A 16,692-nucleotide genomic window follows, 5' to 3' on the forward strand; every position below is an offset into this window, starting at 1 on the left:
CTAAAAGTTATTGTTAGTCCCCTTTTGAAGTTAAAGCTTTGAGAGGGGATTATATTTTTTAAAAGAGCAGCATCTCTTCTTTTTGCGCATTAATTTTTTCTTTATGTAAATCTTCTCTTGATTTGTATGATATATTATATTTTTCTTCTAATACTTTTATTTTTTTATACATTTTATTTTTATAATCATCTTTAAGAATGCCGTTGCTTCCATAAATATATAAATATTTTTTATAATGATATGGAAATTTTTCTCTAACAAAGTTTAAAAATATCTTTCTGCATTCTCCGCAGAGTTTTAAAGCATCGTAAGCACAGTAATCTATATTACATTCTTTTGCTGCTTTAAAAATATTTTCTAATTCATCTTCTGTGATGAAAGGCATTACAGGCATTGTATGAATTGCAACTGTTGCTTTTGTTTTTTTGAACTCTTTTAATATTTCTAATCTTCTTAATGGGCTTATTACATTAGGCTCTATGAGTGATGAGAGTTTTTCATTTAATGTTGTTATAGTAACAGCTATTCTAACAGGAACTATATTTGAAAGCTCATCTATCAAATCAAAATCTCTTAATATTAAATCACTTTTTGTTGATATACACATAGGAGTTTTATATCTTATAAGAAGTTTTAATATATCCCTCATAAGTTTATAGTCTTTTTCGCACTCTTGATAATTGTCTGTAACGCTTCCTAAGTTAATAATCTCTCTTTTCCAATTTCTTGATGATAACTCTTTTTCTAACATTTCTGCAATATTTTTCTTTACAAATATCTCACCAAAAAAATCTCTTGAGTTAATATATTTATGAGAATATACAGCAAAACAATAGTAACACTTATGAATACAGCCTCTATATATGTTTAAATCATAACAGAAACCGTATCTATTATTTATTTTATTTAGTGCTGATTTACAGTTAATTTCTCTATATTTAATCATAAACACCCTTATATTTATATACTATATTAATATATATTATATATTTTTGCAAGTTAAGTTTTAATAAAATTCTTTAGTAAGTTTAATATATTTCGATATAGTTAATGGATTATTTTAAATAAAGGCAATTTTTTAATTATGAAAGGTAAAAGAATTATCATAATAGGGGCTGGACTATTACAAGTGCCAGCGATACAAATAGCCAAAGATATGGGATTATATACAATAGTATTGGATTATAATAAAGATGCTCCTGGAATGAAGATAGCTGATTATCCTATAATAGCATCTACAAGAGATGTTGATGGAAGTGTGAGAGTTGCGAGGGCTTTAAGCAAAGAGATGGAAATACATGGTGTTATTACAGTTGGAACTGATGCTTCGAGTACGGTTGCTGCTGTTGCTAATGCTTTGGGGCTTCCGGGTAATAGATTTGAAGATGCTTATGCTGCTTCAAACAAAATAAGAATGCGTGAGAGGTTTAAGAAAAACAATGTTCCTCAGCCTAATTTTTTTCCTGTGTGGAATTATGATGAGGCGGTTGAGGCTTATAGAAATTTAACTAAACCTGTTGTAATAAAGCCTGCTGACAATATGGGGGCTCGCGGTGTAATGAAGGTGTCTGATGAAAAGGATGTGCTTAATGCTTTTAATAGGGCTAAGAGTGCTTCGCCTTCGGGAGAGGTGATAATAGAAGAGTTTATGGAAGGACCTGAGCTTTCTATAGACATGCTTATTTATAATGATGAAATATATGTTACAGGTGTTGCTGACAGAATAATAGAGTATCCTCCATTTTTTATAGAAACTGGTCATATACTTCCTTCTGCTTTGGAGCAAGAAAAGATAGATGATGCAATCAATGTAATGAAGGCTGGCATAAAAGCTTTGAATTTAAAAATTGGTGCCGCTAAGGGAGATATAAAAGTAACTAAAAACGGTGCCATGGTAGGGGAGATTGCTGCAAGACTTTCCGGCGGGTTTATGAGTGCTTATACTTATCCTTTTGCTACTGGTGTAAACCTCATTAAAAATGCAATAGAGATAGCTTTAGGTAATCCTCCAAGTGATTTAAAGCCTAAATGGGATAGAGTTTCTGTTGAGAAAGCTTTTTTACCTGGTACGGGGATTATTGAATCTATAGAAGGTTTAGAGAATGCTAAAAATATAGACGGCGTAAAAGAGATATTTATTAAAACAAAGGTAGGCGATATATTAGTTTCTCCTACAAGCAATCTTGATAAGGCTGGAAACGTTATAGCTGTGGCAGATAATAGAGATAAGGCTATAGAAATTGCTAATAAAGCTATAAATGCTGTTCATTTTAAGCTAACCGATGAAAAATCTCTTACAATAGAAGAAATTAAAAAAGTATCAAAAGAGAAATTATCTTCAAAACATAATGTTGATTATTTGTTTGATGAAAATAAAGATACAGGTTTGGAAAATTATTCTTTTTTTCCAAGCATAATACATAATGATGATAAAGATGTTAGCTTGCAAACAAGTATATTTAATATGCATCTATCTCAGCCTATTGTAATAGATACCATTCATAATCTTCCAGAAGCTTTAGATGGTATAATGGATATAAAAGAATATTATAACATTACTATGGATATAGCTTCAAACTCTGAAATACTTGCTATACTCAATGATTTTAATAATGATGAAATATTTAATTTAGCTATCCAATCTATCAAAGAACATAAGAGAGGAATTATTATGATTAGCGGTAATAATTCTCAAGATGTTATAATGAGAAAACTTAAAGAGGCTCAAAAGAATGGAGCTTGTGCTGTTGGAATAGATTTGTCTTATTATTATAATGGCTGTGAAAATAATATACATCTAAAAACTCATAAAGAAATAAATTATATTCAAAAACATTTAGATATACCTCTAATAATAAAAGGAATATCTAATGAAAAAGATATAATTAACAATAATTTAAATAACGTATATTTTTCTAATAATAATAAGTATTCATTAAAAGGTATGAAAAAAGTTTCCGATACTATTAGTAGTGTAGCTTTAAACTTGCATAAAAATAAAACACAAATTAATATTTTGGCAGAATCACCTAAATATGGCGGAGAATTGTTTAAGTATTATGCTTTAGGTGCTAATGTTGTTTGCGTAACAGAAGAAAGTTTTATTTCTATTGTAAGTAAAGGCAGAAAAGGACTTGAATATATGATTTATTCTACTAAAGAAGAATTAGAAAGAATGATGAAAATATTCGGATTCAATAAATTAAAATATGATAATACCGTATGGTGCAAAAATTAGGTAGTTATTTATGGAAGTAAAAGAAATTAGCTTATCAAAATCATATCTCTATGGTTTTTTTGCTGCTATGATAAGCACTTTAATATATAGTGCTATAGCAATACCTATTTATATATTGCTTATATCTTCAAACCCCAATAATTTTTTAGTTTATTTGCTTTATACTTTGGATATTTGGGTTTGGATATGGATATCTATGTCTGTATTGTATGCTTTTGTTGTGGTTTTTATATTTTCTGCAAAAGAGCATGAGGCTAATTTAAGAAAAAGCATAGGTAATATTTTGTTTTTTGTAGTAACTTCTATAGTAATGCTTCTTTCTTTAAGCTATATACCAGAAATACAGAAAATCTTATATAGACAAGAATATACATTCTATAGCACAATATTATCTTTATGTTTATTTTTTATTGCTATATTTCTATCTTATAATATAAAAAATATTATACTCTTTATGTATAATTTAATATTGTTTAACTTAGGATATGAATCTAATAATTCTTCCAATAGTTCAATTAATGAAGCTGAAAAAACTAATACTTTAGAATATGAAATATTTAATAATACATTGAAAACAGTAATATCATTTTCACAAAGACATAATTATGCTATAGGTATAATGGCATTTAATATTTCTAATGCTAATGATATAATAGAGCATTATGACAGGCTTGGTTATTACAAAATAAGAAAAGATTTGGTTGCTTTTATTAAAAGAGAGGCAAGAGCAGGCGAGAGTCAATGTTTAATAGATGATGATGTTATATATATAATAGTATATGCTAATGAAGAAGAGGCTTTAAAGATTACAAAGAGATATTTAAAGATGCTTCAAAACTATAACTTTAGTTATAATGGCGATAGTATAGATGTAAAAGTGTCTATGGCGGTTAGCGGATTTGATTTTGCTGATAATAAGGCTAATAAAATATCAATTTTTACAGTTAAAGATAATTTAACTGATAAAATAAAAGAAGCTTTAAGGGAATCTAAAGAAACAGAAAGCCCTGTTATAGTTTATCAAAAAGGAATATAATAGTGGAATTGTCAATTATACTTATAATGATGTTGATAGTTGCATTGGGAGTAGCGACTAATTTTATTGTGAAGAGCGGTTCTTATCCTGCTAAATTAAAACGTATTACTCAGTTTTATGAAGATGGTAATGTTGAACTTGCAATGAAAGAAATTAATGAGCTTGACCCAAAGTTTAAAAAAGATCCAATTATATTATGGTATAGTGCTAATTTATATTATAAACAAAATCAGTATATATTGGCTATGGCATCATTACAATCTATGTTAGATGGTGCTTATTTTACTAAAGATATTACCGAATTGAAAGTGCGTGAGTTTTTGGCTAATATTTATGAAGAGACAGGAAATGCTAAAAAGGCTTTAGATGAATATGATTATATAATAAAAATAAAAAATCAGGATTATGATTCTTTATATAAAGCAGGACTTATATCCTATCAAAGCGGCGAGTGGATATTGGCGCAAAAATATTTGTCATTGGCTGCTACTCGCAATGACAGCAATCCGGAATTATTGTATATGCTTGCTTATTCTTATTATAAAATGCGCAGTTATCATGCAGCGCAGCAGAATATTGAAAAGGCTATAGCTTTGGATTCTTCTAATTATAATTATCATTTACTTTATGGAAGAATATTATCCGCTTCGAGAGATTTCCAAAACGCTGTAAAAGAATTAGAAATATCTTATGACAGCAGTTTTATAGATAATAAAGACAGCATATCATTAGATTTAGCTAACTCTTATTATGAACTTGGAGATTATGATAAGGCTAATAAATATTACAGAGAGGTTCTTACTAAAGACAATATTGCAAATGAAAAAGTTGTAGATGAAAGATATAGATATGCTGAAACTTTAGTTAAACAAAAGCATTTTGAAGAAGCTGTTAAACAATGGGAGATAATAAAGTCTATAAGAAACATATATTTAGATGTTGAACAAAAGTTAAAAACTTATAGTTCTATTATAGCTAATAACGCATTTAGAACAGCATTAGAAATGGATGTTATTGATTATTTGGAAAAACATTTCTATAGAATATTAACTTTAAATGGATATATTGTAACGGATCATACTAAAAAATCTGATAGTTTGGTTTTCTTTGTTACTATTAAAAAATTCGGTTCTGAAGGACAATCATATAAAAGTACTTTTGCTTTGGATACTTCTGGATACCCTATGAGACAAAATACTGTAGATGAGTTTATGGATTATGCTAGGGCATATAAGAGTGCTCACTCATTCTTAATTAGTATAGGTGATTTTGCTCCTAATTTGAAAGTTGATGATACTGTGATGATTATAGAGCCTGAAAGATTTGAAGCTATTATTGAAGGCGTTATATCATTTAGCGATTAATTATTTTTATAAGACTCTATATTGTAAAAAAATAAAAACTCTCACTTGCAAAAAAAGGAAAATATATTATTCTTTTTTTAAAAAATGTTTGGAGTTTTTATGATTAAGAAAGTATTATTATTAGTTTTATTTTTATTTATTGCTTGTAATAATAAAGATAATTTAGATAAAAATCAGGAAAATACTGAAAATTATATAGATACTAATCAAAACGCTTTACCTGAAACAACAACAACTACTACTACTGTTAAAAGTGATGGTGATTATAATGAATGGTTTTCGCCTTATACTTTTATGAAAAATGATAATGGTTCTATGGCTCAATTAGCTTTAAATGATATGGTGTTGCCGGAATATAATATTGCTCAATTTAGATTTACTTATATAGATGAAAATTTAATAAAGACTTATTTTTATTCTAATGCCGCTATTGATAATGATGGAGCTGATATGTATGCTCAGTCTGATGTAGGCGACACAATGAGAGGCGATTATTATAATAAAAAGTTTACTATTACAACAAAAATAGATGAGGTGGATATTAGTGCTTCGGATTTTATTTCTGCTGTATCATACAATTATTTATACACAAACTCATCTCAAAATGATTCTCTTGGAAATGGTTCTACTTTCTTTTATAAAGATTCTATATTTGTGCTTATTCCAAGTGATACAAATAATTTAGAAGTTTATGATAAAATAACTTTGGATATTAATAATAATATTGATAATATTACAAGAGATGAAACATTGTGGCTAAAAAATGAAACGCTTCCTTTATTTGAAAAATCTATGAGTGATTTTTATAATGACTGGTATACAAACTCAGATTTTAATTATGAGTATATAGCAGGCAAAGATATATTATATTTTAATGATACAACAATATCTATAAATAGCTATTCTTCTATATATATGGGAGGTGCTCATGGTGTTTATAATAATACATCTTTAGTTTATTCTCTTAAAGATGGTGAAAAAATCTCAATTACAAATCTAATAAAAGACTTTAAAGATAAAAAATTGCTTATAAGTATGAAATCTAAACTTCTTTCTATAAGTGATAGGTCAGAAGAAGATTATTTAGTTCCTTTAGATGAAATAACTTTAGAAGATACTAGTTTTTATGTATATAAAGATGGTATTCACTTTGTATGGCCTATTTATACTATTACGGCTTATGTTCAAGGCGAAACAGAAATAGTTTATTCTTTTGATGAAATAAGACCTTTTGTAAAAGAAGAGTATCTATATATATTAGAAGAATAATAGTTCTGTATATAGTATATGAACTTGACTTTTAATATTAAATTTGCTATACTGTAGTTATAAAACAATATAATTAATTTATGGTAAGTATTTATGACTGAAGAACAAAATGAACAATCTCCAGAATGTGGAGGTATTTATTGTGCTAATTGCAGATATTGTGTTTTATTTAGAAAAGCTAGTGGAATAGACGGTTCACAGTATTTGCTAAGAGTAAAATGTACTCAGGAACAATGGCGTAAAAAACTTGGCGAAGAAAAAATGTACAAGTATTTTACAGTTGCCAGAAGAACTGTAGAGAAATGTGATGATTATAAGGATATGGGAGATTTGAGAAGTTTCCTAAAAATCCTACGCAAAAGTTTGCCAGTACGCGATGAAGTCTATTCTATAAAAAAATAGTGGATTTTGTTGGTGAAAAAAACTTATTATTTATTGCTTATTTTTGCTTTATTTTCCATCTCTTGTGCTACAACTGTCAAAGTTGATGCAGAAGAAAGATATCCTAAAATCATAGCAGAAAAGGCTTATACTGAATTTAATAATAAAAGATATAAAAATGCTATAGCATATTATCAGTATATTATAGATAATTTTGATAGAAATAATTTTGCTAAAGATGTTTCTTGGGCTTATTATGAAATTGGTTTCTGTTATTATTATCAAAATAAATATGAGAAGGCTATAGATTATTTTAATATTGTTATCAATGACTTTGCCGTTTTACCTCCTAAGGTATTAGCTCAAAAAGTTATGCAAGATATTTATACTAAAAAGCCTAAATTAAAGCCTATTGAAACATTAGAAGAAGTGGAAGAAATAGTAGATATTGAGCAAGAACTTGATATGGAATAATAATGAAAAAAATTGGCATAATCCCAAGATTGATACTAAGCTTTTCTATTATTAGTATTATTTCAATATTTTTTATATTTCTGCTATATAACATATATACTAGAGGTGAGGGGAAAGTATATGATTTAATAATATATATTTTTTCATCACTTATTATATACAAAAATTTTATTCCTTTTATAATAGCTTTAAGTGTATATTTGGCATTTTTTAGAGGTTATTATTTAGCTGGATTATCAATATCGAGGATTATTGCTATACCTATTGCTTTAATAGTTGTATTAACTGCATTTTTTACTTTTTATGATTATTTTTTAACAGACAAATTATTATATGAATTAAAAGATTATAATATTAATAAAGATTATAAATATTTTAATCGATATAAATCTTCTTTAAAAGAAAGTGAATATCAAAGGGCAAAACAGGAGTTTGATGCCGGAAATTTAGATACTGCTGAGAGCTTTGCGAGAAATGCTTTAATATATGATAGAAATGACGGAAATATTTTATTATTATTAAAGGATATTGAAAATAAAAAGAATGAATTAGAAGAGATTCAAAATACGGATAGGAATGCTTATATAAATAATTTGCTTTCTCAAGGTTCCAGAGCATTTAGTCTTTCCAATTATTCTCTTGCTGGCCGATATTATACTGATGTGCTTAAAATGGATAGGTATAATCCTTTAGCCATTTATTATCTTAATAAAATTAGTATTATACAAAATAATAAGCCGCTTTATATTGGAAAAAATTTCTACGAATCATTAGCTTATGGTAAGCTCGCAGATACTATAGAACTATATAGAAATGGAAATTTTTGGAGAGCATACAACAGCATATCTAATTTATATATTAATTACCCAGATATTAATGAAATTAAAACTTATTATTCTTTGATAGTTGATAGTATTAATAGATATGATTTTTTTATAGATAGGGCAAAAGAGATTAGAAAATTTTTTATTGATGATTACTACTCTATAACCAATACAACTATGTTAGAAAATAATGGTATTACTTTAATGCTCAATAATAATACTACTATGCTTTCTGCTCTTTATAGTATTTTTTTTGGTGAATCATTATATTTGTATGATGTATCTATAATTAATTTAGACAAAGATTTACAAATTACAAATCAAGTAATTTATAAATATGGAAAAATAACAGATTCATTTAATAATCAAGGTATAAAGAATATTATTTTAAAAGCTAAATTTAATGATAAGAATGAAACTTATGATAATAATAATACAAATGAATATATTATATCTGTCAATATATCTGACATAACAATAAAAAACATTAAAGATTATCCTTACAGAGTATTAGGTGATACAGGTATAAGAGACATTATAAGCTTAAGATCAGAGCTTCCTTTGTTTGGGTACTCTAATGAAAGAACTACAAATGTTTTGTTTAAAAAGATTTTATCTCCATTTTATTATTTGCTTTTATTTATAGTAATAGCATACTTATCATTTAGGTATAATATTTATATTAGAAATACATCTGGGTTTATGGCTAATCTTATAGGTATTATAGGGAGTATATTGCTTGTTTTGCTTTATAATATAGTTCTTAATTATATATCTACACACATATTAATGATCTTAGGTTTTAATGTGAGTATTATAATAATGTTAGTTTTTGCTATTTTTATGATATTATTATTTTTATTACAGATGTCAAGAATAAATAAATATGTTAAATAATGTATATTCAAAATCAGAAATTACTGAATATTTAAAGAATAAGTCTATATTTCCAAACAAAAATAGAGGTCAGAATTTTTTATGCGACAGAAATATTGCTTATAATATAGCAAACACTGTACCTCATGGGATTTTAAGAGGAGATTATGCTATAGAGATAGGAGGGGGATTAGGCTCTTTAAGTAATGTGCTTGTTGATATATATAAAAACAATCTTACTATAGTTGAATATGATAATGCTTTGTATAATCATTTAAAAGAAACTTATAAAGATATAAATATTATTCATAACGATATATTAAAAGTTGATATTAATGATATAGATAAAAATAAAAACTTTGATGTATATGGAAACATACCATACAATATAGCAAGCCCTATAATAGAGTGGCTTTTTTGTGACTGCTATAATAGGTGGAATTATGCTGTTTTTATGGTTCAAAGTGATTTTGCAAACAGGTTAATTGCTAAAGAGGGCAGTGAAGACTATTCTGCTTTAACATTGTTTGCAAGTTTTATGTCGGATATTAAATTAGAGTATAATGTATCAAAAGAAGTGTTTTATCCAATACCAAAAGTAACATCATCTATTATAAGTATTAAGCCTAAAGAAGTTGATTTGAGTATGCTTAATATTTTTAAATCTGTTTCAAAGACATTGTTTCACAACAGAAGAAAAACTATAAAAAACAATTTTCTGAAATCTCCATACATAGATATTGATAAAGATAAAATAGATGAAATATTAGAAAAGGCAAATATTGATAAAGAGGTTAGAGGAGAATCTTTGAGTATAGAAAAAGTAAAAGAACTTTCTCTAATAATAAAAGATTATATTTAATTATTATCTCTTTCTTTTATTGAGTTTATTATATCGTTTATAGTTTTATCATCTTTTTTGCTGTTGGCATTATATATAGCAGTTATTTGAATGATGTTGTTGCCGTTTATCATTATAAAGCTTCTTTGATATGTTTTGTTTGGTCCGTAATAATAGCTAATTAGCATATCGTAGGCATTAGTTTGTTCTTTGTAATATCCTTCTTTTTCTACTTTTACTTCTTTTAATACTTTATTATTGATAACGCCATTTATTATGCCTTCTTTTGAGGCTAAAATATCTATGGGGTAATTAGATTTTGTATATGAAACGTTGTATATAGAAGTTTTTGTTTCTATACCGTAGGAATCTACTATTTTGAAGTTTGGATTATATTCTACCATGTTGTTTATATAATTTTGCTGAAAGTTTTCTGGTATATCTATTGTTACATCATCAAATATAACTGTGATATTTTCTATTTTTTTACATGAGAATATGATTAGTGTAATAAGCAGTAAATATAATAATTTTTTATTCATTTTATTATTATACATTAATAGTATTTTTAAAGCAAAAAAATATTAATTTTTAATATAAAAAGTTGTAAAAATATTTCTATGTTTTATAATATTTTTTATAAGAGGTGGTAAAATATTATGAGGAAAACAAAAATAATAGCAACTTTAGGACCTAGATGGTCTAATGAAGAAATGGTAAAAAAGATAATAGAGAATGGGGCAAATGTATGCAGGCTTAATTTTTCATTTGGAAGCTATGACGAGCATTTAGAGAGAATAAAGATAATAAGAAAAGTTTCTGATGAGTTGGGCAAACCTGTAGCAATATTAGCAGACTTACAAGGGCCTAAGATAAGAATAGGTAAGCTAAAAGAGAATATTACTGTAAAAGAGGGTGATATTGTAAAATTAAGCGGACATAAAGAAACTAATGATGAAAGCATAATACCTACTACGCATGAGAATATTGCCCATGATGTAAAGAGCGGTTCTTTGCTTTTGATAGCTGACGGCACTATACAGCTTATAGTAGAATCAAGTGATGAAGCTTCAAAACTTGTTGTATGTAAGGTTATAACTGGAGGTACTATATTAAGCAGTAAGGGTATTAATTTACCTGGTGCTCATGTAACAACAGAGGTTTTAACAGAGAAAGATGTTAATGATGCTTTATTTGCGGCTAAAAATGGTGCTAATTATTTGGGTATGAGTTTTGTAAGAAGAGCAGAGGACGTTATAAGGCTTAGAAAGATATTAGATGATAATGATTTTAAGCATGTTGGAATAGTATCAAAAATAGAAAATACAGAATCATTAGAGAATTTAGAGAGTATAATAAAAGTGTCTGATGGAGTAATGGTTGCAAGAGGAGACTTGGGAGTAGAAATACCATTTGGAGAGGTTCCTGTTTGGCAGAAGAAGATACTAAAAATGGCAAATGATATGGGTAAGATTACAATAATAGCTACCCAAATGCTTGAGAGTATGACAAAAAGCCCTGTTCCTTCAAGAGCAGAGGCTAGTGATGTTGCTAATGCTGTATTAGATGGTACTGATGTTGTTATGATGTCTGCAGAAACTGCTTCTGGAGATTATCCTATAGAGTCTGTTAAGGCTATGGTTTCTATAGTAGAGGCTGCTGAGAGGTCTATTAATAAAACTTCTCATGATAATATGACTTATTTAGACAGCGGCGTTAATGATGCTTTGGCTGATAGTGCTTCTTATTTATCATATAGTTTAGATAATAAGGCAATAATAGCTCTTTCAAGGTCTGGAAGAACTGTTAGGAATTTATCTAAGAAAAGACCAAAAACACCTATAGTATTTATGTCTGCTGATAATAATCTTTGTAATGGTCTTGCTATATGTCATAATGTTTATACTATACATATGCCTGAAGATTTGAATTTTAGTGCTGGTATTAGCCATGGAGGAGAGATTAACATACTTGAAGATACTTTGGTAGAACATAAATTAGCAGAACATGGGGACAGAATAATTGTAGTGAGCGGAAGTAAATGGCAGGGTAGGTGGCAAGAGAATAGTGTTCGTATAGTAGTTATGCACTAAATTTGTATATAAAATAATAGTTAATTCTTATCATTTTTCGACCTTTTAAACAAAAAAGTCGGTAATTTTAAAGTTGCAAAATAGACTTGACAAATTTAGTATATTTTGTTTTAATTAATATAAGCGTATTTAAATAATTTTAGGGATAATTATGGATTTAAATCTTAAAAATAAAACAGCTTTAGTAACAGGCGGAAGTAGGGGAATAGGAAAAAAAATAGCAGAAGCTTTAGCTAATGAAGGAGCTAATGTTGTTGTTACAGCTACAAATATTAATAAGGCTCAAGAAGTTGCTGATGAATTAAAATCAAAATATAATGTAGAATCGCTTGCTTTAGTTCATGATGTAAAATCTAGCGAATCTTGTAAAGAGGTTGTTGCTAAGACTATAGAGAAATTTGGTTCTATAGATATATTAGTTAATAATGCTGGTATTACTAAAGATATGTTAGTTATACAAATGGACGACAGTGCTTGGAATGATGTTATAGATACTAATTTATCTGGAGCATTTTACACTTCAAGAGAAGCAGCTAAAAGTATGTTAAGAGCAAGAAAGGGTAAGATAATTAATATATCAAGCGTTATAGGAAAAATGGGCAATGCTGGTCAGGTGAATTATGCTGCAGCTAAGGCTGGTATTATAGGTATTACTAAATCTATGGCTAAAGAGTTTGCTCCTCGCGGAATATGCGTTAATGCTATAGCACCTGGTTTTATTCAAACAGATATGACAGGTGTGCTTGCTGAAGATGCTGTAAAAAAGATAATGGATATTACGCCTTTAAAAAAATTAGGAAATGCTGAAGATGTTGCTAATATAGTTGTATTTCTTGCTTCAGATTTGAGCAATTATATAACAGGGGAAGTTATAGCAGTTGACGGCGGAATGTCTATGTAATAGTTAATAAAGTTGCTTTGCACTTTATAATAAATTAAAAATAATAATAAATTAATAAAAAGGAGATTCAACATGGCATTAATCGATGAAATTAAGGATGTTGTTGCTAATCAATTAAACATTTCAGACAAAAGTAAAATCACAGATACAGCTTCTTTCGTAGATGATTTGAACGCTGATTCACTTGATTTAGTAGAACTTATTATGGAATTAGAAAAACGTTATGACATTAAAATTCCTCAAGAAGAACAAGAAAAAATTAAAAATGTAGCTGATGCTGCTAAATATATTGAAGAGCATAAGAAATAATTTTCTTTAAGAATATTAATTATTCCCGTAATTTTTTGCGGGAATTTTTATTTATAACATATAGGAGTTATTATGAGCGAACGCAGAGTTGTTATTACGGGTCTTGGCATTGTAAGTTGTCTTGGAAATGATGTTAAAAGTTTCTGGGATAATCTTCTTAATGGTGTTTCCGGCATCAAAACACTTAGTAAATATTTTGATCCAGAAAAAGAGCAATTAGCTACTAAAATAGGCGGCGAAGTAGCTGCTTTAGAGGGTGATTATTATTCTGATAAGAAGATGTTGAGAAGACTTGACCCTTTTATAACTTATGGTGTATATGCTGCTTATCATGCTTTAAAACAAGCTGGTATAGAGCCTAAGACAGGTTTTGATCCTTTGAGAGCAGGCTGTGTACTTGGAAGCGGTATAGGCGGTATCACTACTCTTTTAAATAATCATAATGTAATACTTGCTGACGGACCAAGCAGAGTTTCACCTTTCTTTGTTCCTATGCAGATTATTAATATGACACCTGGTTTAATAGCTATGGAATATGGCATGAATGGTCCTAATTATAGCACAGTTACTGCTTGTGCTTCTTCAAACCATTCTATAGGTTTAGGATACAAGCATATTAAAGATAATGAGGCTGATATTATGATAGTTGGCGGTTCTGAAGCTACTATCAATCCTCTTACTATAGCTGGATTTAATAATGCGAGGGCTTTATCTACTAAAAATGATGAACCTACTAAAGCTTCAAGACCTTTTGATAAGGGAAGAGATGGTTTTGTTATAGCTGAGGGTGCTGGTATACTTGTACTTGAAGAGTATGAGCATGCTAAGAAAAGAAATGCTAATATACTTGCTGAAGTTTGCGGATATGGCTTTACTGCTGATGCTAACCATATTACTGCACCTTTAGAAGATGGTGCTATGGGTGCTAGGGCTATGTCTTTGGCTATAGAGTCTGCTAAAATTTCTCCAGACAAGATTGACTATGTTAATACTCATGGTACTTCTACTCCTGTTGGAGATATTGCGGAGATTAAAGCTGTTAAAAAGGCTTTAGGTGAAGACCATGCTAAAAAGATTAAAGTTAACTCTACTAAATCTATGACAGGTCATGCTTTGGGTGCTGCCGGCGGAATAGAGGCTATTGCTACTGTAATGAGTATAATAGATTCTAAAGTTCACCCTACTATTAATGTTGATGAGCAAGACCCTGAATGCGATTTAGATGTTGTTGCTAATACAGCTCAAGACTACAAGATAGAATACGCTATAAGCAATTCTTTTGGTTTTGGCGGACATAATGCTTCTATAGTATTTAAAAGAGTATAATAAATAGTTTATATAATAATTTAAAAGTCATATTTAGTTTTAATACTAAGTATGACTTTTTTATTTGCATAAATATTTTATAAATAATATATTAAACGACTATATTTTGTTATATAAGTTTTTGTTTTCTTCAACTTTTTCCCGCCTACGCTCTGCGTACTTTGTCAAAGTTTTACCATTCAGATACGCTTAATAAATAGCTGCATTTTTAAAAAAATATAAGTATTATTTTATATTTTATACATATTTCAAATATATAAAGGTTAATAACTTGCACTTTTTGCAACTTTTTGCGGCGGGAAAAAGTTGATAATATATTTATAAAAATATATAAATTAATAAAATATAGTTGTTTAGTTATATATTAAAAATTTTAAGTTTAATTAATGTTGAGTTTTTTATTATTTGCGGGGACTAGCCACCGTACCCCAGTTCTTTTGCGACCGTAGGAAGTGCCTCTGGTATTGCCACAAAGAACCAAAAAGGCTATTTTTAGCTAAAATATGTACTTTATTTTTATGTACTTAAAACAAAACTTAATAAGATTCAATAATATTTTATAGTATTGATAAATACATCATTGTATTGATAAAAATAAAATTTATAAAATGATTGTTTCAATATATAAAAAAGCGATAGGGCTTATTATAACTCTATCGCTTTAATATTTTTACTTTATTAATTATTTATACTTCTTTGATATATACTTTGTTCATAGTTGAGTTTACAATAGGGTTGTCGTTGTGGTCTCTTTGTAAAGCAACTATTTTATCAGCAACGTCCATTCCATTAACAACATTCCCCCAAACAGTGTATTGTCCGTCTAAGAAAGGGCTGTCTGCTACACAAATAAAAAACTGTGAGCCAGCACTGTCTGGATGCTGACTTCTTGCCATAGAGCATATTCCTCTTTTGTGTGATACATCATTAAACTCAGCTTCTATATTAAAACCAGGGCCTCCTGTACCATGTAAATGCCTTTTAGTAGGGTCTTTACTTGTAGGGTCGCCGCCTTGTATCATAAAGTTAGGTATTACTCTATGAAATCTAATTCCATCATAAAAGCCTTCATTTGCTAATTTTTTGATAGCTTCCACATGTTTAGGAGCTTTATCAGGATAGAATTCTATTTCTATAGTGCCATAATCTGTTTCTATAAATAAATGTTCCATTATTTTTCCTTTATTTATTATTTTACATATACTTTATTCATCTTAGCAGGTGTAAGAGGGTTATCATTTGCATCTCTTTTAAGATTAACTATCTTGTCTACAGCGTCCATTCCTTTAATAACCTCACCCCAAACAGTATATTGTCCATCTAAAAAAGGACTGTCAGCTACACAAATAAAAAATTGTGAACCAGCACTATTAATATTCTGACTTCTTGCCATAGAACATATTCCTCTTTTGTGTGATACATCATTAAACTCAGCAGGTATTACAAAGTCAGGGCCTCCTGTACCATGTAAAGCTCTGTTAGGCTGTTTGCTTAATGGGTCGCCTCCTTGTATCATGAAACCAGGTATTACTCTATGAAAAAGTGTGCCGTCATAAAAACCTTGATTTGCTAATTTTTTAATAGCTTCTACATGTTTAGGAGCTTTTTCAGGATAGAATGCTATTTCTATAGTACCATAATCTGTTTCTATAAATAAATGTTCTTTAGATGTTTTAGGCTTTTGTGCCAATAATACTGCTGTAAATGCTATCACAGCTAATAATGATAGTAAAATAACTTTTGTCTTTTTCAACATTAAA

General features: G+C 28.4%; 16 protein-coding genes. 12 read left to right on the plus strand and 4 right to left on the minus strand.

What is annotated here, in order from left to right; translation table 11 throughout:
* Positions 1–58: 58 nt before the first annotated feature.
* The gene (locus R4I97_RS10625) at positions 59–946 is read right to left on the minus strand and encodes an SPL family radical SAM protein (protein ID WP_335785025.1); all 888 of its coding nucleotides are present in this window, start codon (positions 944–946) and stop codon (positions 59–61) included.
* A gap of 138 nt (positions 947–1,084) precedes the next feature.
* Between R4I97_RS10625 and R4I97_RS10630 the strand changes: the two genes are divergently transcribed.
* From R4I97_RS10630 to rsmA, 8 genes are all read left to right on the plus strand, one after another.
* A complete protein-coding gene (locus R4I97_RS10630; RefSeq protein ID WP_335785026.1) occupies positions 1,085–3,238 on the plus strand; it encodes an ATP-grasp domain-containing protein in 2,154 nt (717 codons plus the stop codon).
* A 10-nt stretch (positions 3,239–3,248) separates the two neighbouring features.
* Positions 3,249–4,274 carry a hypothetical protein gene (locus R4I97_RS10635; RefSeq protein ID WP_335785027.1) on the plus strand — a complete coding sequence of 342 codons (1,026 nt, stop codon included), beginning with the start codon at positions 3,249–3,251 and terminating at the stop codon, positions 4,272–4,274.
* A 2-nt stretch (positions 4,275–4,276) separates the two neighbouring features.
* Entirely contained in the window at positions 4,277–5,638 is a 1,362-nt protein-coding gene (locus R4I97_RS10640; protein WP_335785028.1) for a tetratricopeptide repeat protein, read from the plus strand.
* A 99-nt stretch (positions 5,639–5,737) separates the two neighbouring features.
* The gene (locus tag R4I97_RS10645; RefSeq protein WP_335785029.1) at positions 5,738–6,907 is read left to right on the plus strand and encodes a DUF3298 domain-containing protein; all 1,170 of its coding nucleotides are present in this window, start codon (positions 5,738–5,740) and stop codon (positions 6,905–6,907) included.
* 93 nt (positions 6,908–7,000) lie between these two features.
* Positions 7,001–7,309, plus strand: coding sequence for a hypothetical protein (locus tag R4I97_RS10650; protein ID WP_013243495.1), 309 nt, complete (start codon positions 7,001–7,003; stop codon positions 7,307–7,309).
* 12 nt (positions 7,310–7,321) lie between these two features.
* Positions 7,322–7,762 carry a tetratricopeptide repeat protein gene (locus R4I97_RS10655; RefSeq protein WP_335785030.1) on the plus strand — a complete coding sequence of 147 codons (441 nt, stop codon included), beginning with the start codon at positions 7,322–7,324 and terminating at the stop codon, positions 7,760–7,762.
* A gap of 2 nt (positions 7,763–7,764) precedes the next feature.
* On the plus strand, positions 7,765–9,483 hold the full coding sequence (locus tag R4I97_RS10660; RefSeq protein ID WP_335785031.1) for a hypothetical protein: 1,719 nt from the start codon (positions 7,765–7,767) through the stop codon (positions 9,481–9,483).
* Entirely contained in the window at positions 9,473–10,324 is an 852-nt protein-coding gene (gene rsmA, locus R4I97_RS10665) for a 16S rRNA (adenine(1518)-N(6)/adenine(1519)-N(6))-dimethyltransferase RsmA (RefSeq protein WP_335785032.1), read from the plus strand. Before R4I97_RS10660 ends, rsmA begins: the two co-directional genes overlap by 11 nt.
* Here the strand turns inward: rsmA and R4I97_RS10670 are convergent.
* The gene (locus R4I97_RS10670) at positions 10,321–10,845 is read right to left on the minus strand and encodes a hypothetical protein (RefSeq protein ID WP_335785033.1); all 525 of its coding nucleotides are present in this window, start codon (positions 10,843–10,845) and stop codon (positions 10,321–10,323) included. The two genes, rsmA and R4I97_RS10670, sit on opposite strands and share 4 nt — an antisense overlap.
* A gap of 117 nt (positions 10,846–10,962) precedes the next feature.
* Here R4I97_RS10670 and pyk point away from each other — a divergent pair, with 117 nt between their 5' ends.
* The 4 genes from pyk (at position 10,963) to fabF (ending at position 14,932) form a co-directional block, all read left to right on the plus strand.
* Complete coding sequence (gene pyk / locus R4I97_RS10675) at positions 10,963–12,396, plus strand: pyruvate kinase (protein ID WP_335785034.1); 1,434 nt, start codon at positions 10,963–10,965, stop codon at positions 12,394–12,396.
* Positions 12,397–12,547: 151 nt separating this feature from the next.
* Positions 12,548–13,297 (plus strand): 3-oxoacyl-[acyl-carrier-protein] reductase, encoded by a 750-nt coding sequence (fabG, locus tag R4I97_RS10680; protein ID WP_335785035.1) that lies wholly within the window; start codon positions 12,548–12,550, stop codon positions 13,295–13,297.
* Between the two features lie 72 nt (positions 13,298–13,369).
* On the plus strand, positions 13,370–13,606 hold the full coding sequence (gene acpP, locus R4I97_RS10685; RefSeq protein WP_013243488.1) for an acyl carrier protein: 237 nt from the start codon (positions 13,370–13,372) through the stop codon (positions 13,604–13,606).
* A 72-nt stretch (positions 13,607–13,678) separates the two neighbouring features.
* Positions 13,679–14,932: a beta-ketoacyl-ACP synthase II gene (gene fabF, locus R4I97_RS10690; RefSeq protein WP_335785036.1), complete on the plus strand. Its 1,254-nt coding sequence runs from the start codon at positions 13,679–13,681 to the stop codon at positions 14,930–14,932.
* A gap of 686 nt (positions 14,933–15,618) precedes the next feature.
* Here the strand turns inward: fabF and R4I97_RS10695 are convergent.
* On the minus strand, positions 15,619–16,104 hold the full coding sequence (locus tag R4I97_RS10695; RefSeq protein ID WP_335785037.1) for a peptidylprolyl isomerase: 486 nt from the start codon (positions 16,102–16,104) through the stop codon (positions 15,619–15,621).
* A gap of 17 nt (positions 16,105–16,121) precedes the next feature.
* Positions 16,122–16,688 (minus strand): peptidylprolyl isomerase, encoded by a 567-nt coding sequence (locus R4I97_RS10700; RefSeq protein WP_335785038.1) that lies wholly within the window; start codon positions 16,686–16,688, stop codon positions 16,122–16,124.
* Between the last annotated feature and the right edge of the window lie 4 nt (positions 16,689–16,692).

Origin of the sequence: Brachyspira pilosicoli (assembly GCF_036997485.1) — a bacterium.
GTDB lineage: Bacteria > Spirochaetota > Brachyspiria > Brachyspirales > Brachyspiraceae > Brachyspira > Brachyspira pilosicoli_C.